Annotated in this window: 16 protein-coding genes; 5 read left to right on the top strand and 11 right to left on the bottom strand. The window is 72.0% G+C overall.

What is annotated here, in order from left to right; genetic code table 11:
* Positions 1 to 7 precede the first annotated feature (7 nt).
* The 3 genes from ACFFR3_RS10945 to ACFFR3_RS10935 are packed head-to-tail and all read right to left on the bottom strand — an operon-like array spanning position 8 to position 3,037.
* Positions 8 to 1,027, bottom strand: a complete 1,020-nt coding sequence (locus ACFFR3_RS10945; protein WP_345403464.1) for a phosphotransferase family protein — start codon at positions 1,025 to 1,027, stop codon at positions 8 to 10.
* Positions 1,024 to 2,214, bottom strand: a complete 1,191-nt coding sequence (locus ACFFR3_RS10940; protein ID WP_379483039.1) for an acyl-CoA dehydrogenase family protein — start codon at positions 2,212 to 2,214, stop codon at positions 1,024 to 1,026. The genes ACFFR3_RS10945 and ACFFR3_RS10940 overlap by 4 nt, the downstream gene beginning before the upstream one ends.
* 40 nt (positions 2,215 to 2,254) lie before the next feature.
* A complete protein-coding gene (locus tag ACFFR3_RS10935; RefSeq protein WP_364375864.1) occupies positions 2,255 to 3,037 on the bottom strand; it encodes a CPBP family intramembrane glutamic endopeptidase in 783 nt (260 codons plus the stop codon).
* Positions 3,038 to 3,281: 244 nt separating this feature from the next.
* Here ACFFR3_RS10935 and ACFFR3_RS10930 point away from each other — a divergent pair, with 244 nt between their 5' ends.
* Positions 3,282 to 3,632 (top strand): DUF6285 domain-containing protein, encoded by a 351-nt coding sequence (locus ACFFR3_RS10930; RefSeq protein ID WP_364375867.1) that lies wholly within the window; start codon positions 3,282 to 3,284, stop codon positions 3,630 to 3,632.
* A 49-nt stretch (positions 3,633 to 3,681) separates the two neighbouring features.
* On the opposite strand, the gene mctP is transcribed toward ACFFR3_RS10930, so the two are convergent.
* From mctP to ACFFR3_RS10895, 7 genes are all read right to left on the bottom strand, one after another.
* Positions 3,682 to 5,289 (bottom strand): monocarboxylate uptake permease MctP, encoded by a 1,608-nt coding sequence (mctP, locus tag ACFFR3_RS10925; RefSeq protein WP_364375870.1) that lies wholly within the window; start codon positions 5,287 to 5,289, stop codon positions 3,682 to 3,684.
* Complete coding sequence (locus tag ACFFR3_RS10920) at positions 5,286 to 5,495, bottom strand: DUF3311 domain-containing protein (protein WP_345403479.1); 210 nt, start codon at positions 5,493 to 5,495, stop codon at positions 5,286 to 5,288. The genes mctP and ACFFR3_RS10920 overlap by 4 nt, the downstream gene beginning before the upstream one ends.
* Before the next feature lie 278 nt (positions 5,496 to 5,773).
* Positions 5,774 to 6,730, bottom strand: a complete 957-nt coding sequence (locus ACFFR3_RS10915) for a helix-turn-helix transcriptional regulator (RefSeq protein WP_364375876.1) — start codon at positions 6,728 to 6,730, stop codon at positions 5,774 to 5,776.
* Complete coding sequence (locus tag ACFFR3_RS10910) at positions 6,712 to 8,301, bottom strand: CocE/NonD family hydrolase (RefSeq protein ID WP_379483038.1); 1,590 nt, start codon at positions 8,299 to 8,301, stop codon at positions 6,712 to 6,714. Before ACFFR3_RS10910 ends, ACFFR3_RS10915 begins: the two co-directional genes overlap by 19 nt.
* A gap of 78 nt (positions 8,302 to 8,379) precedes the next feature.
* Positions 8,380 to 11,877, bottom strand: a complete 3,498-nt coding sequence (locus ACFFR3_RS10905; RefSeq protein WP_379483037.1) for a S8 family serine peptidase — start codon at positions 11,875 to 11,877, stop codon at positions 8,380 to 8,382.
* Positions 11,878 to 12,031: 154 nt separating this feature from the next.
* On the bottom strand, positions 12,032 to 12,631 hold the full coding sequence (locus tag ACFFR3_RS10900; RefSeq protein WP_345403490.1) for a TetR/AcrR family transcriptional regulator: 600 nt from the start codon (positions 12,629 to 12,631) through the stop codon (positions 12,032 to 12,034).
* 36 nt (positions 12,632 to 12,667) lie between these two features.
* The gene (locus tag ACFFR3_RS10895) at positions 12,668 to 13,846 is read right to left on the bottom strand and encodes a cytochrome P450 (protein WP_345403493.1); all 1,179 of its coding nucleotides are present in this window, start codon (positions 13,844 to 13,846) and stop codon (positions 12,668 to 12,670) included.
* Positions 13,847 to 14,130: 284 nt separating this feature from the next.
* Between ACFFR3_RS10895 and ACFFR3_RS10890 the strand changes: the two genes are divergently transcribed.
* The 4 genes from ACFFR3_RS10890 (at position 14,131) to thyX (ending at position 21,738) form a co-directional block, all read left to right on the top strand.
* Positions 14,131 to 16,257, top strand: a complete 2,127-nt coding sequence (locus tag ACFFR3_RS10890) for an anthranilate synthase component I (RefSeq protein WP_364375886.1) — start codon at positions 14,131 to 14,133, stop codon at positions 16,255 to 16,257.
* Between the two features lie 45 nt (positions 16,258 to 16,302).
* On the top strand, positions 16,303 to 17,637 hold the full coding sequence (locus ACFFR3_RS10885) for an amidohydrolase family protein (RefSeq protein ID WP_379483036.1): 1,335 nt from the start codon (positions 16,303 to 16,305) through the stop codon (positions 17,635 to 17,637).
* A gap of 545 nt (positions 17,638 to 18,182) precedes the next feature.
* Positions 18,183 to 20,816, top strand: coding sequence for a M4 family metallopeptidase (locus tag ACFFR3_RS10880; protein ID WP_379483035.1), 2,634 nt, complete (start codon positions 18,183 to 18,185; stop codon positions 20,814 to 20,816).
* A 139-nt stretch (positions 20,817 to 20,955) separates the two neighbouring features.
* Positions 20,956 to 21,738: an FAD-dependent thymidylate synthase gene (thyX, locus tag ACFFR3_RS10875; RefSeq protein WP_364375895.1), complete on the top strand. Its 783-nt coding sequence runs from the start codon at positions 20,956 to 20,958 to the stop codon at positions 21,736 to 21,738.
* Positions 21,739 to 21,748: 10 nt separating this feature from the next.
* Here thyX and ACFFR3_RS10870 read toward each other — a convergent pair whose 3' ends face one another.
* Positions 21,749 to 22,057: a ubiquitin family protein gene (locus ACFFR3_RS10870; protein WP_345403508.1), complete on the bottom strand. Its 309-nt coding sequence runs from the start codon at positions 22,055 to 22,057 to the stop codon at positions 21,749 to 21,751.

Raw genomic sequence — 22,057 nt, 5'->3', positions numbered from 1 at the left:
CGGGCGGTCACTTCTCGCGGAGCAGGCCCAGCAGGTCCCACTCCGTCTCGCACACGCGCCGCCCGATCGCGGCCAGTTCCACCGAACGGGTGCCGCCGCGCAGGTGCCGCATCGTCTGCATGACGCAGATGACGCCCCACTTCAGCACCCCGAACGTCTCCCACCACCGCAGCGACTCGCGGTCCACCGGCCGCCCGCCGGCCTCCTCGTACGCGCGGATCAGCTCGTCGTACCCGCCGAACCCGCCCACCGGCAGCGGCGAGCCGAACCGCCACGCCTTGACGCACAGCCACCCCAGGTCCTCAAGGGGGTCGCCGGCATGGGCCAGCTCCCAGTCGAGCACCGCCCTGATGCCCTCGGGGCCGACGATGAGGTTGCCGTTGCGGAAGTCGCCGTGCACCACGGCGGGCGGGCGCGCGGGCGGCCGGTCCGCCGCCAGCCGGCGCAGCGCCAGCTCGAACACCGGATGCGGCTCGCCCAGCTGATCAAGCACCGCCCGCCAGCGCACCAACGGATCCTCCGGCCCCTCGGGCGGCCCGCCGGGCGGCGCCACCGACAGCGGCATGCGGTGGATCGCCGCCAGCGCCTGCCCGCGCTGCCGGGCCAGCAGCGGCCGGGCCGTCGCGAAGGCGTCGTCCCGGAGGATCTTGCGCGGGATCGTCTCGCCTGCCACGCGCGTCATCAGGATGTACGACGGCCCGCACGCGACGATCTCCGGCACCGGCACCCCGGCCTCGGCGGCGGCCCGCATCAGCCGCGCCTCCGCCGCCAGCCCCAGCCACAGCCCCAGCCCCACACCCGCAGCCGCATCACCTGCCGCTGGGGCGGTTGTGGTCGCGGCCGGGCCGGGTGCGGCGGGCAGGCCGGGGGAGTCTAGCCGGAGGATCAGGTCGTGCCGGTCGCCGGTCCCCGTGACCACGTCGAGGGACCAGGTCTCCCGGGACGCGCCACCGGGCAGGCGGGTGCGCGTCATCACCTCGGCTCCCGTCCCGAACGCCGCCTCGACGATCGCGTACGGGTCGCTCATCGCAGGCCGAACTCCCAGGTGCCGCCCGCCGCGTACACGCCCAGGATGCGCCGCCCCACCGAGTCGACGTGCACCTCGTCAGGCCCGTCGTAGACGCGCCCGGCGCGCGCGTGCCGGTACATCCGGTCGAGCGGGGTGTCCGAGGTGAGGCCCGCCGCCCCGTACACCTGAATGGCCCGGTCGATGACGTTGTGCAGCATCCGCGCCCCCACCACCTTGATCGCCCCGATCTCGACGCGCGCCTGCGAGCCCGCGTCGATCGCCTCGGCGGCCTGCAGCGTGAGCAGCCGCGCCGACTGGATCTCGGTGTAGGAGTCGAACACGTGCTGCCGCATGAGCTGCTTGGCCGCCAGCGGCTCGCCGAACGCGCGCCGCTCGTGCAGCCGCCGGCACATCAGGTCGAAGGCCCGCTGCGCCTGGCCGAGCCAGCGCATGCAGTGGAAGATCCGCCCGGGGCCGAGCCGCTTCTGGGCGATGACGAAGCCCTGCCCGCGCGGCCCGAGCAGGTTGGCGGCCGGTACGCGGACGTCCTCGTACCGCACCTCGCAGTGCGCCCCGTCGAGCCCCAGCACCGGCGTCTCGCGCACGATCGTGTAGCCCGGCGTGTCCGTCGGCACCAGGATCATGGAGAAGGCGAGGTGCGGCGGCGCGTCGGGCTCGGTGCGGCACATCACGGTCGTGTACGCCGCCCGCGACGCCCCCGTCGTGAACCACTTGTGCCCGTTGATCACCCATTCGTCCCCGTCGAGCACGGCGGTGGTGGCGAGCTGGGTGGGGTCACTGCTGGAGACGGCCGGCTCGGTCATCGCGAAGCTCGGCGAGATGTCGCCGCGCACCAGCGGCTCCAGGTAGCGTTCGCGCTGCTCGGGCGAGGCGTGCTCGTGCAGCATCAGCGAGTCCTGCAGCGTGTACGTCCCCAGCGCGAGCTGCCCGTACTCGCTGTGTCCCTGCACCTCGTTGACGTACACGTAGTCGAGGAACGGCAGCCCGCCCCCGCCCAGCTCGCGCGGATGGCCGAGCGCCCACAGGCCCTCCTTCCTGGCCTGCTCGCGCAGCTCGCCGAGCACCGCCGCCGCTTCGGGCCCGCCCCGGTGGAGCACGGGCTCGGCGGGCTCGACCCGCTCGGTGATGAACGCGTGCACCGCCTCACGCACCGGCCGGACACTGTCGGGCACCGCGAAGGTCATGCACCGACCCAACAACAGAACGTCGTTCTGGTCAACGGTCTCAGGGCAGCCAGCTCACCTTGCCGCGCAGGAACGCGTACCCGACGAAGGCGACCGCGTCGATCAGCGTGTGGGCCACGATCAGCGGCATCGCGCGCCCCCACCGCTGGTAGAGCCGCCCGAACACCAGCCCCATCACCACGTTCCCGACGAACCCCCCGAAACCCTGGTACAGGTGGTACGACCCGCGCAGCAGCGACGACACCACGACCGCCTTCCACGGCGTCCACCCGGCCTGCCCCAGCCGGTGCAGCAGGTAGCCGGCGACCACGACCTCCTCAAGCACCCCGTTCTGCGCCGCGGCCAGCAGCAGCACCGGCACCTGCCACCACACCTCCGGCAGCGCTCCCGGCACGACGGTCAGGTTCACCCCGGCCGCCCACACCGCGAGGTAGAACGCCAGCCCCGACCCGCCGATCGCCGCCGCGAGCGCCGCGCCGCGCAGCAGGTCGCCGCCCGGCCGGCGGAAGTCGGCGCCGATCGTCCGCAGCGACTCGTTCGAGCGCACCATCAGGTACGCCACCAGCCCCACCGGCGCCACCGCCACCGCGATCTGCACCAGCTGCAGCGTCAGATCCAGCCACGGCCGGCCGGGCGCCATCGACCCGACCAGCACGGCCTGCTGCCCCTTCAGCTCTCGGGGAGCGGTGAGCGCCCCGATCAGCCGGACGAACGCCACCAGCGCACTCGCCCCGAGCGACACCGACAACACGACGAAGATCTCGGCCCGGATCAGGCGGGGGGTGAGCAGGTGGGGCGGAGCAAGGGGGGACTGTGTCTGCATGGCCGCAGACTAACCCCGACATGATCGGACCCAGATAAAAGGAAACATTTCCGGTACGTCGGGGCTCGCCCCACAGGCTATGGCGGCGAGCGCCGTGCCGGCCCGGCCCCGGGGGCCGGGCGTGTGGCGTGCGGGGCGGGCCTTGGGGCCGGGCGCGTGCTGCGCTGGACAGGTCCTGGGATCGGGCGCGTGCTGTGCTGGACGGGCCTTGGGATCGGGCGGGTGGCGTGTTAGGGAGGACGGTGTGACAGGTATCGACCCGCATGACGTCCCGAGCGCGGCGCAGCTGGTGGCCGCCGTCCGCGAGTTCCTGCAGACCGACGTGCTTCCGGCCGTGGAGGGCCGGGTCCGCTTCCACACCCGGGTGGCCGTCAACGTGCTGGCCATGGTCGAGCGGGAGATCGACCTGGGCCCCGCCCAGGCCGATCGGCACGCGGCCCGCCTGGCCGGGTTGGGCGTCGCGGACGAGGCCGAGCTGGCGGAGGCCATCCGCGCGGGCCGCCTCCCGGACGACGAGCGCCTGCTCGCCGCCCTGGAGGAGTCCGTACGCGCGAAGCTGGAGGTCGCCAACCCCGCCTACCTCCAGACGCAATGAGCAGCGGCCCGCCCCCCATGCGGGAAGCGGGCCGCGAAAACCCCTGGGATCAGTGGGAACCGGTGAGGTCCAGGTCCTTGACCTTCGGGTCGCCCTCGTCGGCGAAGTAGTCGTCCTGCTTGGTGGCGTCGCCGCCGTCGGCGACCTTGGCCGCCTTCAGGATGACCGTGCCGAGCACCGCCACCACCAGGTTGACGATCAGCGCCAGGAACCCGGCGTAGATCGTCATCTTGGTGTCGAAGCCGAAGTTCGCCAGCGGGAACGCCGACCCGCCGAAGTGCGCCTTGCCGTTGGCCGGGTTGGGGATGAGGTACAGCATCCACATGCCGGCCGCCAGGCCGAGCGCCCAGCCCGCGATGAGCCCGCCCTTGTGGAGCCAGCGCGTGTAGAGGCCGAGCGCCACGGACGGCAGCGTCTGCAGGATGATGACGCCGCCGATGAGCTGCAGGTCGATCGAGAACTGCGGGTCGAGCAGCAGGATGCACAGCACCGCGCCCACCTTGACCAGCAGCGACACGATCTTGGAGACGTTGGCCTCCTGGGCGTCGGTGGCGGTCTTGTTGATGTACTCGCGGTAGATGTTGCGGGTGAACAGGTTGGCCGCCGCGATCGACATGATGGCGGCCGGCACGAGCGCGCCGATGCCGACGGCGGCGTACGCGACGCCCGCGAACCAGTCGGGGAACATGTCGTTGAACAGCTGCGGCACGATCGTGTTGGCGTCGGCCTTGCCGTCGGTGACGACCGGCTTGGTGCCGGCCGCGATGGCCATGAAGCCGAGCAGCGCGATCAGGCCGAGCACGAAGCTGTAGGCGGGCAGCGCCGACATGTTCCGCTTGATGACGTTGCGGTTCTTGGAGGCGAGCACGCCGGTGAGGCTGTGCGGGTAGAGGAACAGCGCCAGCGCCGAGCCGAAGGCCAGCGTCACGTACTGGAGCTGGTTGTTGGCGTTGAGGATGAAGCCGTCACCCTCGGCCGGAGTGGCGTCGAACTTGGCCTTGGCCGCGTCGAAGATCGAGTCCCAGCCGCCGAGCCTGGCCGGGATGTAGATGACCGCGGCCAGGATCACGATGTAGATGAGCGAGTCCTTGACGAACGCGATCAGCGCGGGCGCCCGCAGGCCGGACTGGTAGGTGTAGGCGGCCAGGATGGCGAACGCGATGATGATCGGCAGGTGCCCGGTGATGCCCATCGTCTTCAGCACGGCCTCGATGCCGACGAGCTGCAGCGCGATGTACGGCATCGTGGCGATGAGCCCGGTGATCGCGATGGCCAGCGCCAGCGTGGGCGAGCCGAAGCGGGCCCTGACGAAGTCGGCGGGCGTGACGAACCCGTGCACGTGCGAGACCGACCACATGCGGGCCAGCACCAGGAACACCAGCGGGTAGACGACCACGGTGTACGGCAGCGCGTAGAACCCGAGCGCGCCCGAGCTGAACACCAGCGCGGGCACCGCGACGAAGGTGTAGGCGGTGTAGAGGTCGCCGCCGACGAGGAACCAGGTGATCCAGGAACCGAAGCTGCGCCCGCCGAGCCCCCACTCGTTGAGGCTGGCGAGGTCGGTGGGGCGGCGCCAGCGGGCGGCGACGAAGCCCATGCCGCTGACGATGAGGAACAGCAGGATGAAGACGACCAGCTCGGTCGTGTGAGCGCTCACTTCGTCATCCGGTAGACGAGAGTGGTGGTGCCGACGCCGACGATGATGAAGGCGATCTGCAGCCAGTAGAACAACGGGAAGCCGAACAGGCGCGGCTCGTCGAAGTTGTACAGGAACGTCAGCAACGGCAGCACGATGGGCACGATCAGCAGCCAGTTCCAGGGGCTGCGGTCGGTGCGTGGCTGCCCGGGATCCCCGGTAGTCATCCGGCCCTCCGATGGGTAGATCAGGCGCTGGCGGTGACCATGCTCCTGACTTTGCGTCAACGGAGGGAGATTAGCTTTTCATGGGGATTAATCCCAATGAACGGCATGTTACGGTTTGGCCTAAATGCCGAATTGATATCTCGGCATATGAGACGATCATGCGGGCGCGACGTTCAGCACCATAACTCCGCCCCGGTGGGGAGTGCCGCCATTGATCGGCGAGTGGTCGGTTGCCCGCGACGAGCGGTCATCCGTCCACAACAGTCAGTGAGGCCCTGTCAGGACGGGCGGTCAGATCCGTACAGGCGGGCCATGCGCGCGGCGGCATCGGCGATCATCGCCCGCAACTCGGGCGGCCCGAGCACCTCCGCCTCCGGCCCGAACCGCAGCACCTGCGAGAACGCCACCGGCAGCGACTCCACCGCCAGCCGCACGGTCCCGTCCTCGCGCAGCGAGGCCATCGCGTCCTCGACCGCCGCCGGGTCGGCCACGTGCCGCAGCATGCGCACGCCGCGCCCGGTCAGCCGCAGCGTGATCTCCTCCCGCAGCAGCGACCTGGCGAACAGCGCCGCCTGCCCCGCCCAGAAGGCCGCGAGATCGAAGTCCTGGTCCCGGTCGAACGTCTCCCGCAGCACCGACACCTCGCCGAACCGGTGCACCCGGAAGATCAGGAACCGCCCCCTGTGCCGCGCCGCCAGGTACCAGACCCCCGCCTTGAGCACCAGCCCGTACGGCTCGAGCACCCGCAGCACGTCCTTGTAGACCGCCGAGACCCGCCGGTCCCGCCACACCGCCCTGGCCAGCGGCGCCAGCGCGGCGGGCGGCGGGTCGTCGCCCGCGAACCAGCCCGGCGCGTCGAGGTGGAAGCGCTGCGCGGCCGTCGCGGGCGCGTCGCGCAGCGCGGGGGCCAGCGCCGCCGCCGCCTTCAGCCGGGCCGCCGCCGCGACGTCCTGCAGCCCCATCTCGCGCAGCGCCGCCGGCACCCCCGACAGGAACAGCGCCTCGGCCTCGGCCCTGTCCAGCCCGGTCAGCCGGGTACGGTACCCGTCGAGCAGCCGGTACCCCCCGCCGCGCCCCCGATCGGCGTAGACCGGCACGCCCGCCTCCGACAGCGCGAGCACGTCGCGGTGCACCGTGCGCTCGGAGACCTCCAGCTCCCTGGCCAGCTCGGCCGCCGTCATCCCGCCCCTGGCCTGCAGCAGCAGGACCAGCGACATCAGCCGCGCGGCGCGCACAGCGGCAGCACCACGGCCGACGGCCGCTCGGTCGAACGGAACACCTCGACGTCGGCCGGCACCATCCGCCCGCCCCCTGAGCCGAGCGGCTCGCCGGTGCCGGGATTGCGGGCGATCGTCGGGTACGCCCCCGCCGCCACGTGCACCCGGATCCGGTGCTCGCGCCTGAACCGGTGCCCGATCGGCCACAAATCCACCTCCACCCGCCGCACGCCGTCCTCGTCGGTGGCCCCAGGTCCCAACCGCCTGACCCCCTCGCACACGTTGTACGACCGCCCGTCCGGATGCACGTCGCACACCCGCACCACCACGTCCACGTACGGCGTGCTGGAGCGGACGTACAGCTCGGCGCGCACCGGCCCGATCGCCTCCACGGCCGAGCGCAGCGCGGGGGAGCTGTAGACCAGCACGTCTCGCCGCTCCTCCAGCCGCCGCTGGTCGCGCGGCCTGGAGTCGCCCAGCAGCACGGGCCCGCCGATGCGCGGCGTCGGGTGGTCCGGGTGGTAGCGGAACCGGTCGGGCCCGCCCTCCAGCGGCCCGCCGGGCCCGAGCCCGAAGCCGTCCTGGAGGTGCCAGCGCGTCTCCTGCATGCCCGGCACCGGCCAGTCGGGGTAGTCGCGCCACTCGCCCGCCCCCGTGACGTGGATCCGCACCGGGTCGGGCCGCAGCCGCGACCGGTCGCCGAGCAGGTGGGCGCGGAACCACGCCGACGCCTCCTCCATGGTGGCGCGGCCGTGCCTGGCGTCGATGTGGTACCAGGGGCCGATCGTCAGGTACGGCCGCCGCCCGGCCGCCCGCAGCGCCGCGTAGTCCTTGAGCTGCCACGGCAGGAACACGTCGTACCAGCCGCCGAGCATCGTCACCGCCGCCTCCACCTCGCCCACCTTGGCGGAGAAATCCCGCTTGTGCCAATACGGGACCGCCGGGTCGGCGTGATGGGCCAGCAGGTCCTGGTAGAAGCGGAGCGGCCGGCCCGCCGAGACCAGGTCGAGCTCCGCCACCGGCCGCCCCGACAGCACCGCGCGGCGGGTCAGGCGGGGCGCCGTCAGCACCGAGGCGCCGCCGAACCTGCGCGACATGCCGTCGGTGAGCGTGGTCCAGCTCAGCGTCGACTCCAGCGCGAACGCGCCGCCCACGTACGCGGCGTCCCTGAACTGGGAGGCGGTGATCTGGGTGGCCATCGCCTTCAGCTCGGGTCCTGCGAAGGGCGCGACGGCCCACTGCGTGTAGCCGAGATAGGAGGGGCCGAACATGGCGAACGAGCCGCCGTACCAGGGTTGCTCGCGCAGCCAGGCGATGGTGGCCAGGCCGTCGTCGTGCTCGTCGCCGAGCGGGTCGAGCAGGCCGCCCGAGCCGAAGCCGCCGCGACAGCTCTGGATGACGACGTGCAGGCCCTGCCGGGCGAAGCCGCGCCCGTAGTACCAGCCGAGCATGCCGCGCCGCCCGTACGGGGAGCGCATGAGCACGACGGGGGCGGGACCGCCGTGCGGCGGCGCGTAGTGGTCGGCGAGCAGCGTCACGCCGTCGGGCATCGGCACGGGAAGGTCGCGTCTTATCCGCACGCGTCTCATATACCAACCAGTAACATACGCCGCCCCGGGCGAGTAGCCCGGGGCGGCGCACATCAGGGTCATCTCAGGGGCGCACCACTAGGGCGTCGTCCTGTCGGGACGCTCCGAGATGCGCAGCCCGTTGACGAGCGTCGAGCCCTGCCGGGCCGCGAACCGCACGTTGAGCTGCCCGTCGGTCACCCGCACCGTGTACTGCCTGCTCACCGCCGTGTACGTGCCCGCCTCCAGGGCCAGGTCGAGCGCCGGGATCGCCAGCTCTCCCTCGACCAGCACGTCGAACACCCGCTTGCCCATCTGCGTGCGCTCGAGGTCGGCGAAGTTCAGCTCGACGGTGTACGTCCCGTTCGGCACGTCGTCGAAGCGGTACTCCAGCATGTCCTCCCGCGCCGTCTTGAACAGCGTCTGGTCGGTGGTGCCGGAGATGCTCTTGGACGTGCTCACCGTCTTGTTCCTGCCGGCCACGTAGCCGTGACCGCCGGTGCTGTACTTCCTGTCGGGCGTCCAGGTGTCACCGGCGGCGTCCACCGTGTTCTTCTTGGCGCCGACGTCCACGGCGACCTGCAGCTTGGGCACCACGACGGTCACCGCGACCTCGATGGTCGGCTGCCGCCCGCTGGCCGACTTCACCAGCAGCGTGCCCGAGCGGTACGTGCCCGCGGCGACCCCGGCGCTCGACACCTCCACGGTCAGCTTCGCCTTCTGTCCCTTGGCGAGCTGCCCGGACGCCGGCGACACCGTGAACCACGAGCCGCCGGTCACCGTGTACGGCGTCGCCGCCCCGAGGTTGGTCAGCTCGATCGTGCGCTTGCGGGTGGTGTCGGTCGGCTGCACCACGGTCAGCTCCGCCGACGACGCGCTCACCCGGCCGGTGACCAGGGCCGTGTCCACCCGCGTCACCGTGGTCGGCGCGAGCGTGACGGGCTGGGTGAAGGTGCCGTAGTGCTCCTTGGACACCTCGACGTCGTAGTCGCCGGCCAGCACCTGCCCGTAGAACGTGCCGTTCTCGCCGGTCGTGAACGTGGCCACGTCGCCCACCTTCACCGTCGCCCCGGCGATGGGCTCGCCGTCGTTGGCGTCGGTGACGGCGCCGGTGACCAGGCCGTGCCGGCTGGCCGTGAAGGTCAGGCCCTGCCCGGTCTCGACCACCGGCTCCTGGTAGGAGTACTGCAGCGCGTCGTCGCCCGCGGCGTTCTCGACGCCGATGGTGGCGCTGAGGCCCTTGTCGCGCTCGCTCTCGATGTCCTTGTACCGGAACGCGATCGAGCCGTCCTCACCGAGCAGCGCCTCGAACGACACCCGCTGCGCGGTCTCGTTGTAGAAGGTGACGTTGCGCCACTCGACCACGAACTGCCGGTGCGGCGCGGTGCCCGTCACGCCCGTGTAGACGCCGCCCTGTGCGTCCACGATGAGGTCGTCCCAGTACGGGTAGACCGCGTTGTTCGGCGTGCCGCTCGCCGGCAGCCGGACGTTGCCCGCGGCGGTGGCCCGGTCGGTGGCGAAGGTGAGGAAGCCGTTGGTGGCGACCCACGCCCGGCTCTGGCCGGTTCCGTAGAACGGCACCTGGAACGGCAGCGTGACCTGCACGGCCTCGTCGTCACCGGTCAGTGCCAGCTTCTCGGTGCCCTCGACGAACGCCTGCGCGCCGGAGGCGCAGGTGTAGCCGAAGTTGTCGCCGCGCAGCGGCAGCTCGATGTCCTCGGTCAGGTCACCGTCCAGCGTGATCTCCGCGGTCGCGGTGCTGGAGCAGCGCGAGGAGGGCGTGACGGTCAGCTCGTACGAGCCGTGCGGCAGCGTCAGGCTGTAGCGGCCCGCCTCGTCGGTCACCGTGCTCACCGGCGTGCCCGCGGCCGCGACGGTGGCGCCCGCCTCGGGCGTGCCCGCCGTGCTGACCGTGCCCGACACCACGGCGTTCGCCTGGGCCGTCATGGTCAGGTCGGAGGTGGTCGCCTGCTCGGCGGTGATCGTCACGTCCGCCGTGGCCTCGGCGTAGCCGAACTTGGCGGCGGTCAGCCGGTAGTCGCCGGGCAGCAGGCGGGGCAGCGCGTACGTGCCGTCGGCGCCGGTCGTGACCGTGCGGGTCAGCGGGCCCGTGACGGTGACCGTCACGCCGGACAGCGGCTCGCCGCCGGCCGTGATCGTGCCGGACAGGTCGCCGAGGCCCTCCTTGGGCGCGGCCTGGACGGCGGCGTAGGAGTCGAGCTTGCCCTCGCCCCACACGTTGTTGTCGGCCGCGGTGCCGCCGCAGCTGGTGTCGGCGGTGTCCACGGCGGTGCCGTCGAGCAGCGACCTGGTGGTCTCGATCTCCCCGGTCAGGCCCGGGGCCGCCGACCAGATCAGCGCGACCGTGGCGGCCACGTGCGGCGATGCCATCGAGGTGCCGGTGTAGGAGTCGTAGCCGTTGCCGGGCACCGAGGAGCGCACGTTGACGCCGGGGGCGGCGATGTTCGGCTTGATCTCGCCGTTCTCGCCCTCGCCCTTGCTGGAGCGGGCGTACAGGGCGTTGTTCACGTCGAAGGCGCCGGCGCTGTAGGCGGTCACGTACTGGCCGGGCGAGCCGCTGGTGCGGCAGGACGGGCCCTCGTTGCCGTTGGAGAAGGCGGGGAAGATGCCCGCGGCGATCCAGGAGTCGACGACCTCCTTGTACCAGGGGTCGAAGCCGTCACCGCCCCAGGAGTTGTTGACGATGTCCGGCGCGAGGTCGGGGCGCGGGTTGTCGCCGTTCAGGTCGGTCGGCCGCACGATCCACTGGCCGGCCGCGAGCAGCGAGGCGTCGGTGCAGGTGTTGAGCTCACAGCCCTTTGCCGCGATCCACTGCGCGCCCGGCGCCACGCCGATGCCGTTCGCGCCGACCATCGTGCCCATCGTGTGGGTGCCGTGGCCGTTGTTGTCGCACGGCGCGGTCGAGGGGCACACGCGGGCCGGGTCGAACCAGTTGTAGTCGTGGCTGTAGCTGCCGTCGGGGTTCCTGCCCCGGTAGGTGGCCGCCAGGTCGGGGTGGTCGAACTGCACGCCGGTGTCGATGTTGGCCACCACGATGCCCTCACCGCGGTCGCCCAGCTCCTCCCAGACGCGCGGGGCGTTCACCCGGTCGATGTTCCACTCGACGGCGTTCACCCGGTTCTGCGCCTGGCCTTCGTCCGGCTTCGGCACGTTCAGCACGCGGATCGGCTGGATGCGCTCGACCTCGGGCAGCTTGGCGATCTCGCCGGCCAGCTTCTCGTCGGCGGTCACCTTGACCGCGTTGACGATCCAGTAGGGGGTGTACTCGGCCTTGCGGGCGTCGAGTAACGTGCGTAAGCCCTCCTGGGAGGACTTCGCCCGCTCGCTCTTGGCCTCGTAGACGGCTTCGGCCTTCAGCTCCTTGGTCGCGGCCCTGCGGGCGCCGCTGAGGTCGGCGGAGCCCTTCATCCTGACCCAGAAGGTGGCCTTGTCGTCCTGCGCCAGCCGCGCCTGCACGGCGGCGTCTATCTTGTCGGACTCTGGCGCCGCCTGTGCCGCGGTCTGCGGGACCAGCAGACCGGTGGCGGCCACGACGATCCCCGTGAGGATCATCCGCCAGCGGGGGGTTTGGGGCACGTGCTCTCCTTCTCGACGGGCGAAGGCGTGATCTTTCCGCCTCTGTCGAGAAGAGTGAATTGATCATGTCGGGAAAGCAATAGGTGTCGCAAAAAGTTACTTTGCGGACAGAAATGTAATCTGGTCAGGCGAACTGCCGATGACCTCAGCCGTCTCACGCGGAACGGTGGCCGAACTGCGCCATGATGGCCATGAAGTGCGCCGCGATCCGCTCCGGGTCCTCGTTGTCCGGGCCCAGGCCCACGTGCAGCATGACCGCCGCGGTCAGCACCTCCTGCACGACGTCCACGTCCACCTCGGCGGGCAGGCGGCCGCGGTCGCGGGCGCGCGTCAGCACCTCGCGCACCGCCGCCGCGCGCCGCCCGCCGTTGACCTTCCTGTAGGTGTCCAGCAGCTCCGGGTAGTCGTCGCGGCTGCCGTACAGGCGGCGCAGCAGCCGCCTGTTACGGGGGACGGCGAGGTAGCGGCCCCAGTCGGCGAACATCGCCTCAAGGTCGGGCCAGCCGGTCAGCGCCGGGTCGTCGTCGTGGTTGGCCCACTCCAGCGTGCGCACCAGCAGCGCCGTCTTGTCGGCGAACCTGCGGTAGACCGTCGCCCTGGTCACCCCGGCCCGCCGCGCCACCTGCTCGATGCTGGTCTGCTGGGCGCCCTGCTCGATCAGCAGGTCGAGCGCGGCCGCCAGGATGGCCAGGTCGGCCTCCTGACTGCGCGGCCGGCCCGCCGCCCGCACCCGCGGCGCCTGGTCGTCGATCATGCCCCTCCGGTCAGCGTCCCGTCGTCCCGCAGGAGTCTATTGAGGCGCGTCCCAGGCGACGGGCAGCCGGTGCACCCCGTAGATCGCCATGTCCGTACGCAGGGGCACCTCCGCCGCCGGCACGGCCAGCCGCAGCGAGGGGAGCCTGGCGAACAGCGCGGGGAAGGCCACCCGCATCTCCACCCGCGCCAGCTGCTGGCCCAGGCACTGGTGCACGCCGTGCCCGAAGGCCACGTGGCTCCCGGAGTGCCGGGACAGGTCGAGCAGATCGGGCGAGTGGAAGCGGCCGGGGTCGCGGTCGGCCGCCGCCAGCGAGACGGTCACCGACTCGCCCTTGGCGACCCGTACGCCGCCCAGGTCGAGGTCCTCCAGCGCGGTGCGGACGAGGAACGGCACGATGCTGAGATGGCGCAGCAGCTCCTCCACCGCCCGGTCCACGTCGTCGAGCAGCGCGGCGGCCGCGCCCGGATGCTCCAGCAGCGCGAACGTGCCCAGCGCCAGCATGTTCGCGGTGGTGTCCAGGCCCGCGCCCAGCAGCATGAACCCGATGGTGGCCAGCTCGTCGTCGTCGAGGTCGCCGCGGGTCAGCCCGCTCAGCAGGTCGTCGGAGGGCGCCGCCCGCTTGGCCGCCACCAGCTCCTTGATCTGCCCCTGGACGGCGGCGAACGCGGCGTACTTCTCCTCGATCGTCAGCTCGGGACCGCTCAGCCTGGTCATCTGCGCGATGAAGGCAGGCCGGTCGGTCTCGGGCACGCCCAGCAGCTCGCAGATCACCACCGCCGGGATCGGCGCGGCGAACGCCGCCACCAGGTCGGCCGGCGGCCCCTGCCGCTCCATCGCGTCGAGGCACGTGCGCGTGACCTCCTCGATCCGCTCGGTGAGCCGGCGCATCCTGCGTACGGTGAACTCGCCGGTGAGCAGGTGGCGGTAGCGCGTGTGCTCCGGCGGGTCCATCGCGACGAACAGCCCGGGCGGCGCGGGCCGCCCCTGCGGCGCCTCCGACGCGGTGGGCAGGTGCCGCAGCTCGGAACGGGCGCTGAACCGCGGGTCGGCCAGCACCTCGCGGGCCAGGGCGTGGCCGGTGACCAGCCACCCCTGGTGCCCGTCGGGATAGGCGAGGGGAACGATGGGGCCGCGCTCGCGCAGCAGGGCCAGCTCGGCCGGCGGGTCGAACGGCGTGGGCCGCCCGGCGGGCATGATGATCGTCTCGGTCATGGGGGTCTCCCTTCACCGAGAAACGATACAGTACTGCTCTGTATTGAAATAGGGGGCATCCAGTGAGAGGGGGTAGTGTGCCCAGGTGCGCCACACCGGTAGGGGGCGCGTTGCGCGATCATGGTCGGGGGGTTAACCTTGACCACATGCGAAATCACGCTCAGCTCCAGTGGTGGCGCCGCTTCTAGGCGGCGCGTGTTTCGCATTCCACAACGGACGGCCGCCCCGGATGGCGGCCTTTCTCGTGTCCGCCCCCGGGGCTCGATCATTTGAAGGGGCAGGAAGTGGAGAAGAGCGGATATACCACTGCCGGGGGCATCGGTGTCGAGCGCGAGACGCGCGAGGTGGACGAGGCCGCACTCGAAGAGATCGTGACAGCCCTGTCGGAGCGGCGCGGCGGCGCCTTCTCCTCCGGCATGGACTACCCGGGCCGCTACAGCCGATGGGCGTTCGGTTACGTCGATCCGTGCCTCGAGATCGTCGCCAAGGGCCGGACGATCTCGGCGACCGCGCTGAACGAGCGCGGCCGCGTCGTGCTGCCCGCGATCACCACGTGCCTGCTGGCCGCCGGCAAGCCCGTCACCGAGCCCACCGCCGACCGGGTCGAGGTCCACGTCCCCGAGTCCGAGGACCTGCTGCCCGAGGAGATGCGCAGCCGCAGGCCCACCGTGTTCACCGCCATCCGCGAGGTGATCGCCGCCTTCAAGGGCGACGACCCGCACCTCGGCCTCTACGGCGCCTTCGGCTACGACCTGGCCTTCCAGTTCGAGCCCATCAGGCAGGAGCTCGTCCGCCCCGACGACCAGCGCGACCTCGTGCTGCACCTGCCCGACCGGCTCGTGGTCATCGACCGCCAGCGCGAGACCAGCGTCGAGCACCGCTACGAGTTCACCGTCGACGGCGCCACCACCCGCGGCCTCGAGCGCACCGGCGACACCGCGCCGCCCGTCACGCCCGCCGAGGTCCCGCCCAACCCGCCGAGGGGCGAATACGCCAAGGTCGTGGCCGCCGCCAAGGAGAAGTTCAAGCGCGGCGACCTGTTCGAGGTCGTGCCCGGCCAGGTCTTCCACGCCACCTGCACCGACCCGTCCGCCTTCTACCGCGGCCTGCGCACCAGCAACCCCGCCCCGTACGAGTTCATCATCAGCCTCGGCGAGGGCGAGCACCTCGTCGGCGCCTCACCCGAGATGTACGTCCGCGTCACCGGCGAGCGCGTCGAGACCTGCCCCATCTCCGGCACCATCGCCCGCGGCCGCAACCCGGTCGAGGACGCCGAGGCCATCCGCACCCTCCTGTCCAGCGTGAAGGAGGAGTCGGAGCTGACCATGTGCACCGACGTCGACCGCAACGACAAGTCGCGCATCTGCGTCCCCGGCACGGTCAAGGTCATCGGCCGCCGCCAGATCGAGCTCTACTCCCGGCTCATCCACACCGTCGACCACATCGAGGGCCGGCTGCGCCCCGAGTTCGACGCCCTCGACGCCTTCCTCACCCACATGTGGGCCGTCACCGTCACCGGCGCCCCCAAGACGTGGGCCATGCAGTTCATCGAGGACCACGAGGCCACCACCCGCCGCTGGTACGGCGGCGCCATCGGCTTCATCGGCTTCGACGGGTCCATGAACACCGGGCTCACCCTGCGTACCGCGCAGATCAAGAACGGCGTCGCCGCCGTCAGGGCCGGGGCGACGCTGCTGTTCGACTCCGACCCCGAGTCCGAGGAGCGCGAGACCGAGCTCAAGGCCAGCGCCCTGCTCGGCGCGCTCGCCGCGGTCAACCAGCCCGGCGTCGTCCCGGTCGCCGAGACCAGGCAGCAGCCGGGCCTCGGCATGAAGGTGCTGCTCGTCGACCACGAGGACTCCTTCGTCAACACCCTGGCCGACTACTTCCGCCAGGAGGGCGCCGACGTCGTCACGCTGCGCCACGGCTTCCCGACCCACATGATGGACGAGATCGCGCCCGACCTGGTCGTGCTCTCACCCGGCCCCGGCTGGCCGACCGACTTCGGCATGTCGGCGCTGCTCGACGAGGTCTACGCCCGCGACCTGCCCGTCTTCGGCGTCTGCCTGGGCCTGCAGGCCATGGTCGAGCAGGCCGGCGGCACCCTCGAGCTGCTCGACTACCCCGAGCACGGCAAGCGCGGCCGGGTCTCCAGGGTGAGCGAGAGCGCGCTGCTGGAGGGGCTGCCCGACGAGTTCACCGCGGCCCGCTACCACTCCCTGCACGCCAAGCGGCCCGGCGTGGTCGGCTTCACCCCGACCGCCCTTACGCCCGACGGCAACGTCATGGCCATCGAGGACACCGCGCGGCGGCGCTTCGCCGTGCAGTTCCACCCCGAGTCGATCCTCACCCAGGAGGGCAACGCGGGCGCCAAGATCATCTCGAACGTCCTGCGGCTCGCCCGCAGATGAGTAAAACCCGGGCGGGGGCGTGCGGGGCTCCCCTAGAGTCTCCGCATGCTCCCCGTAGACCTGCCCGGCACGGTGCGTGACGCGCTGCTCGCCCCGCTCGTCGACCACCACTGCCACGGGGTGCGGCGCGACGACCTCGGCAGGGCCGGCTTCGAGCTGCTCATCAGCGGGGCCGGCAACCCGGCGCCGCCCGGCACCACCCACTTCGACACGCCGCTCGGCGTCGCCGTACGGCGGTGGTGCGGGCCGCTGCTCGACCTTGAGCCGCACGCGCCGCCCGCCGTCTACCTGGCTCGCCGCGAGGAGCTGGGCGCCGGGGAGGTCAACCGGCGGCTGCTGGCCGGGGCCGGGGTGGTGGCGTTCCTCGTCGACTCCGCCTCGCAGGACGGCGAGCTGCTGAGCGCCACCGAGATGGGCCGCCACGGCGGGGCCGCCGCCGACGAGCTGGTCCGCGTCGAGCACATCGAACGCGACGTCGCCGCCTCCGCCCAGCTCGCCGTCGACTACCTCGACGACCTGGGCGAGCAGCTCACCGCCCGGGCGGCGCGCGCGGTCGGGCTCAAGACCGTCGCGGGCGCGCTGTGCGGCCTCGACCTGGAGCCGTCCAGGCCCGCACGGGGCGCCGTGATCGCCGCCGCCAACCGCCGCCTCGCCGACCCCAAGCTCCCGCTCACCGACCCGGTCCTGCTCCACTACCTGGTCTGGAGCGCCGTGGACGTGGCCAGGGAACGCGGCCTCCCCCTGCAGTTCCACTGCGGCCTCGGGGGCGGCCTCGGGGGCGGCCTTGGAAGCGGCCTCGCCGGAGGTTACGAGGGCGGCCTCGGCGGCGCCCTCACCGGCGGGCCCGGAGGCGGCCTCGAATCCGGGCCCGGGGACGGGCCCAGCGGTGGCTTCAGCGGCGGGTTCAGCGGTGGCTTCAGCGGTGGCTTCAGTGGTGGGTTCAGCGGTGGGCTCGGCGGGCCGCTCGGCGAGCCGCATCGGGCGGACCCGGCCAGGCTGAGCGCGTTCGCGGGCGCGCTGCAGCCGCTCGGCGTCCCGATGATCCTGCTGCACAGCTACCCGTTCCACCGTCAGGCCGCGTATCTGGCGGCGGCCTTCCCGCACGTGTACGTGGACGTCGGCCTCGCCCCGCCGCACACCGCCGCCGCGCCCCGCGTCATCGACGAGCTGCTGGAGCTGGCTCCGTTCCACAAGCAGCTGTTCAGCTCCGGCGCCTGCGGCCTGGCCGAGACCGCCTACTTGGGCGCGCTCACCTACCGCCGAGCCCTGTCCCGAGCCCTGGCCACCAGAATCGACTCGGGCGAGTGGAGCACCGCCGACGCCTCCAGAATCGCCCACATGATCGGCTCAGGAAACGCCCGCCGCATCTACCGCCTCTGACGGCCGCACACGCACCACCCCCGCCCACCCCCTGAACGGCTGCCGCCACACGCCGCCTGACGCTCAGCGAAGCCACGTTCGGCAGCGCCTCGCGCTGTCAGGCGCATTGCGCACGGCGGCATCTTCGCCGGCTTCTGCCGCGCGCCGATCGGTGCGCGGTGTGGCTGTGTTGCGCGGTGCTTTGCGCTCTCAGGCGTATTGCCGCACGGTGTCTACGCCGGCTGCCGCCGTGCGCCGCCTGGCGCCCTGCGAGGCAGCGTTTTCCAGTGCCTCTGACTCTCGTCCTGAGGCATTCCTGCGCGGCCGTATCCCCGTCGGCCCCTGCCGGGCCCCGGCGGGCGTCTGTGCGGCTCTGTCCTCATCCTCGCCGACCGTTGGGGCAGGTCGCCGGGCTCCTTCGCGCGCGGTGCCGGGCTCTGGAGGTGAAATACCCGAATAAAAATCCAAATTTCCCGTTTTCCAAACAGCTCCATCGTTTCTTGTCGATTTGTCAATATCGCTGTCATGATCGGTGGCGCCAGACAAACCTACCCCTTGGAGGTGCCGTGTCCTGGCGTCCCATCACCCTCGTGGCCGTGTTATGCCTGGCGCTCACCGCGCCGGGCACCGCGGCGGCCGACGACCCGCCGCCCGAGGTGGAGCAGCGGGCGGGCACCCGCGCCCCGGCAGAGGTGCACGGCCTGTCCGAGCCCGCCCAGGCGGGCGACCCGGTGGCCGCCGCCAAGGCGCACCTGGCCGACCCCCGCTACCACCTCGACCCCGCCGACCTGGCCCCGCTCAGGACGGTCGTGGACGGCGCCGACGAGACGGTCAGGTTCGCCCAGCGCCACCAAGGCGTGCCCGTCTTCGGCGCCCACTACCTGGTGCACTTCCGTAAGGACGGCGACCGGCGCGAGGTGGTCGGCGCGGGGGGCCGGTTCCTCACCGAGCTGACCGTCTCCACCACCCCCACCGTCACCGGGAAGACCGCCGCGCGGATCGCCCACACCACCATGATCCGCGACCACCGGTCCCGCGAGGGCGTCACCGCCCAGGACGCGGGGCTCGTCGTGGTGCCGGGCGGCGCCGGCCAGCTGGCCTGGCACGTGGTGCTCACCGGCCGCGACGCGGTCGCGAAGAAGCCGCTGCTGCTCGACGCGTACGTGGACGCCCACTCGGGCCGCCCCCTGTTCGCCGTGGACCGCCTGCGCATGGAGGGCCCGGTGACGGGCAGCGGGCAGACCGCGCACGGCCGTACGGTGGAGCTGAACGCCTACGAGCGCGCCGACGGCGCCTACGAGCTGCGCGACCGCACCCGCCCGATGTGGGACGGCACCGACGGCGAGATCCTCACCTACGACGCCGCCGGCCGCACCTTCTTCGACTTCTTCACCCCCGGCATCCCGGAGGGCACCGAGCTGGTCCGCTCCGCCACCCCCGTCTTCGGCCCCGAGCACACCGAGACCGGCGCCGTGGACGCCCACTGGAGCGCGGGCCAGGTCTACGCGTACTACCGCGGGCTCGGCCGCGACGGGCTCGACGGGCAGGGCGGCACCATGTACTCGGTGGTCAACGTCACGGCGGACGGCGAGCCGTACACCAACGCCTTCTGGGACGGCACCAAGATGGTCTACGGCGGAGGCGGCGACTACCACTCCTTCGCCGCCGCGCTCGACGTCGTCGGCCACGAGATGACCCACGGCGTCATCACGCACAGCGCCGACCTGGTCTACATCGGCCAGTCCGGCGCGATCAACGAGGGCCTGGCCGACTACTTCGGCAACGCCATCCAGGTGGACACGTACGGCATCCCGATGAGCGACCCGAACGCGAGCCTGCTCGGCGAGACGCTGTGCAAGACCGCCCCGCCGGAGGAGTGCGCCGGCCGCGACCTCGGCGACGGCCGCGTGGCCGGCGAGGACTACCTCGGCTTCGCCGTCGGCTACGACAACGGCGGCGTGCACTACAACTCCACGATCTTCTCCGGCGCCCTCTGGGACGTCAGGGAGACGCTGGGCGGCGCCGTCACCGACCGGCTCGTCTACAAGGCGCTCACCGAGTACATGACGCCGCTGGACGACTTCGTGGACGGCCGCCGCGCCGTCGAGTCGGCGGCCCGGGCGCTCGGCATGTCCGCCCGCGACAAGCTGACCGTCGCCCGCGCGTTCGACCGGCACGGCATCAGGCCGGGCTGGGAGCGCGCGCTGCGCACCGACTCGCGCGTGCTGATCGACGGCATCACCGACCGCCTGGCGCGCCCCGACGTGGCGGGCGACCGCTACGTCATCTCCAACACCTCGCCCGACGCCCTGTCGCCGAGCGTGATCCTCACCGGCCGGATCGGTGGCGGCAAGCCGGTGCGCCTGTCGGAGGGCGAGCGGTGGAACTCCGTCCCGGTCACCGACGGCAGGCGGGCCGCGTGGACGTCGTTCGACGCCGCGCAGGAGCACTACCAGGTCCACGTCCGCCCGCTCGACCGCAGCTCGCCGCCCGAGCTGGTCTTCGACGCCCCGAGCCTCGTCGACTCGGTGGCGATCGACGGCGACACGATCGTGTGGGACGGCGTCGGCGCCGACGGCGAGCACGGGGTCTGGGTCAAGCGCGGCTCCGCGGCGCCCGTCGAGGTCACCGCCGAGGCGGCCGTGCACGGGTTCTCGCCGTCGCTCAAGGGCGGCAGGCTCGCCTACGAGCGGTACTGGACGGAGGACGGCGCGCTGCGCAGCGCACCCGCCGTCGTCGACCTCAGGACCGGCGCCGAGACCGTCATCCCCATGCCGGCCGGCTCGTGGACCGTGAAGCCGACCCTGACCGGCCGTCACCTCGTCTGGATGTACGACGCGGACGACGACGGCCGCTACGGCATCATGCGGGCCGCACCCGACGGCACCCGCAGGGCCGTCGTCGTGCAGGACGGCCCGCAGGCGCCCAGGCCGAACTGGTTCGACGCCAACGACGAGGTCGCCACCCTCGGCCTGTGGCCCGACGGCAGCGGGAACGAGGTCTCGAACGCGATCCTGCCGAAGATCCACCAGGTGCCGCTCGGCGGCGGGACCCCGCAGCGCTACTCGTGCAACCGGGGATATCAGGACTACTTCGCCTCAGGAGAGGGCAGAACCGTCGTCTGGCTCGACGGCACTGACGGGAACACCGACCTGGTGACCCGCGACCGGCCCGCGCCGCGCTGCCGTACCGGCTCGTGACGCCGGGCCGGGTGACCGCCGGGCGACGGCCCGCGCACGCGGGTTGACCTGGGCAGGCGCCCGCCGCACCATGCGAGGGGGGCGGCGGGCGCCGAGCCCTGGTCAGGCGTCTCACTGCGGAAACCGAGCGGGGGCTCCCATGCGCACTGCCGAACCCGAGGTCTTCATCGTCGCCCGCCCGGCGCTCGACTACGACGAGCTGGCCCGCTATCTCGCCGAGGTGGGCGGGGAGAGCTGGCTGGAGCGGCTCGACCGCGGCGACCTCGACGCGCAGAACCTCGCGGAGTTCGCCGGCCGGCTCTGCTACCGCTCGTTCGAGCCGGGCCTGAACCCCAACGTGACGAAGATCAGGGAGAACCAGGACGACTACCTGCGCAACATCCTGGCCAGCGCCCACGGCTCGGTCCTGGAACACGTGAGCTTCAGCTTCGTGCTGCACGACGTCAGCCGGGTGCTGACCCACGAGCTGGTACGCCACCGGCCCGGCGTGGCCATCTCGCAGGAGTCGCTGCGCTTCGTCCGCCTCGACGAGCTGCCGTTCTGGTTCCCGGAGTGGGCGCGCGAGGACGACGAGCTGATGCGGCGGGCCACGGCCGTGCTGGAGGAGCTGGAGCGGTTCCAGATGTGGATGGCCGGCCACTTCGGGCTCGACGAGGAGGGCGTGCCGTTCTCCGAGAAGAAGCACCGTACGTCGTTCATGCGGCGCTTCGCCCCCGAGGGCGTGGCGACCGGCCTGGTGTGGACCGCGAACGTGCGCACCCTGCGGCACACCATCGAGGCCCGCACCGCGGCCGGCGCGGAGGAGGAGATCCGCCTGTTGTTCCAGCGCATCGGCGAGCTGATGCGCGAGGAGGCGCCCGCCCTCTTCGGCGACTACGTCGTCGAGGACGGGGCCTGGATCCCCGGCTGGCGCAAGGTCTGACCCCGGGGGATCAGGCGAGGGCGGGCAGCACGTAGACCTCGGCGCCCGGGGGCATGGCGCAGTCGAGGCCGCCGAGCCCCCTGGAGTTCTCCCCGCACACGAACATGCTGATGTGGCGGCGGATGCGGCCGTATTCGTCGCGCAGCCGCTCCTCCAGCATGGGGTGGGTGCGCCGCAGCATGTCGAGCGCCGAGCGCAGGGTGGGCGGCGAGTCGCGGTCGTCGCCCACGGCGAAGACCGCGACCTCCTGGCGCCCGCTCACCCACCGCCGCAGCGAGCTGGGCAGCACGAACACGACCATCGTCACCGGCCTGGCCAT

Origin of the sequence: Nonomuraea salmonea (assembly GCF_042428605.1) — a bacterium.
Lineage (GTDB): Bacteria > Actinomycetota > Actinomycetes > Streptosporangiales > Streptosporangiaceae > Nonomuraea > Nonomuraea salmonea.
This window is presented reverse-complemented; position numbering and strand designations above follow the sequence as displayed.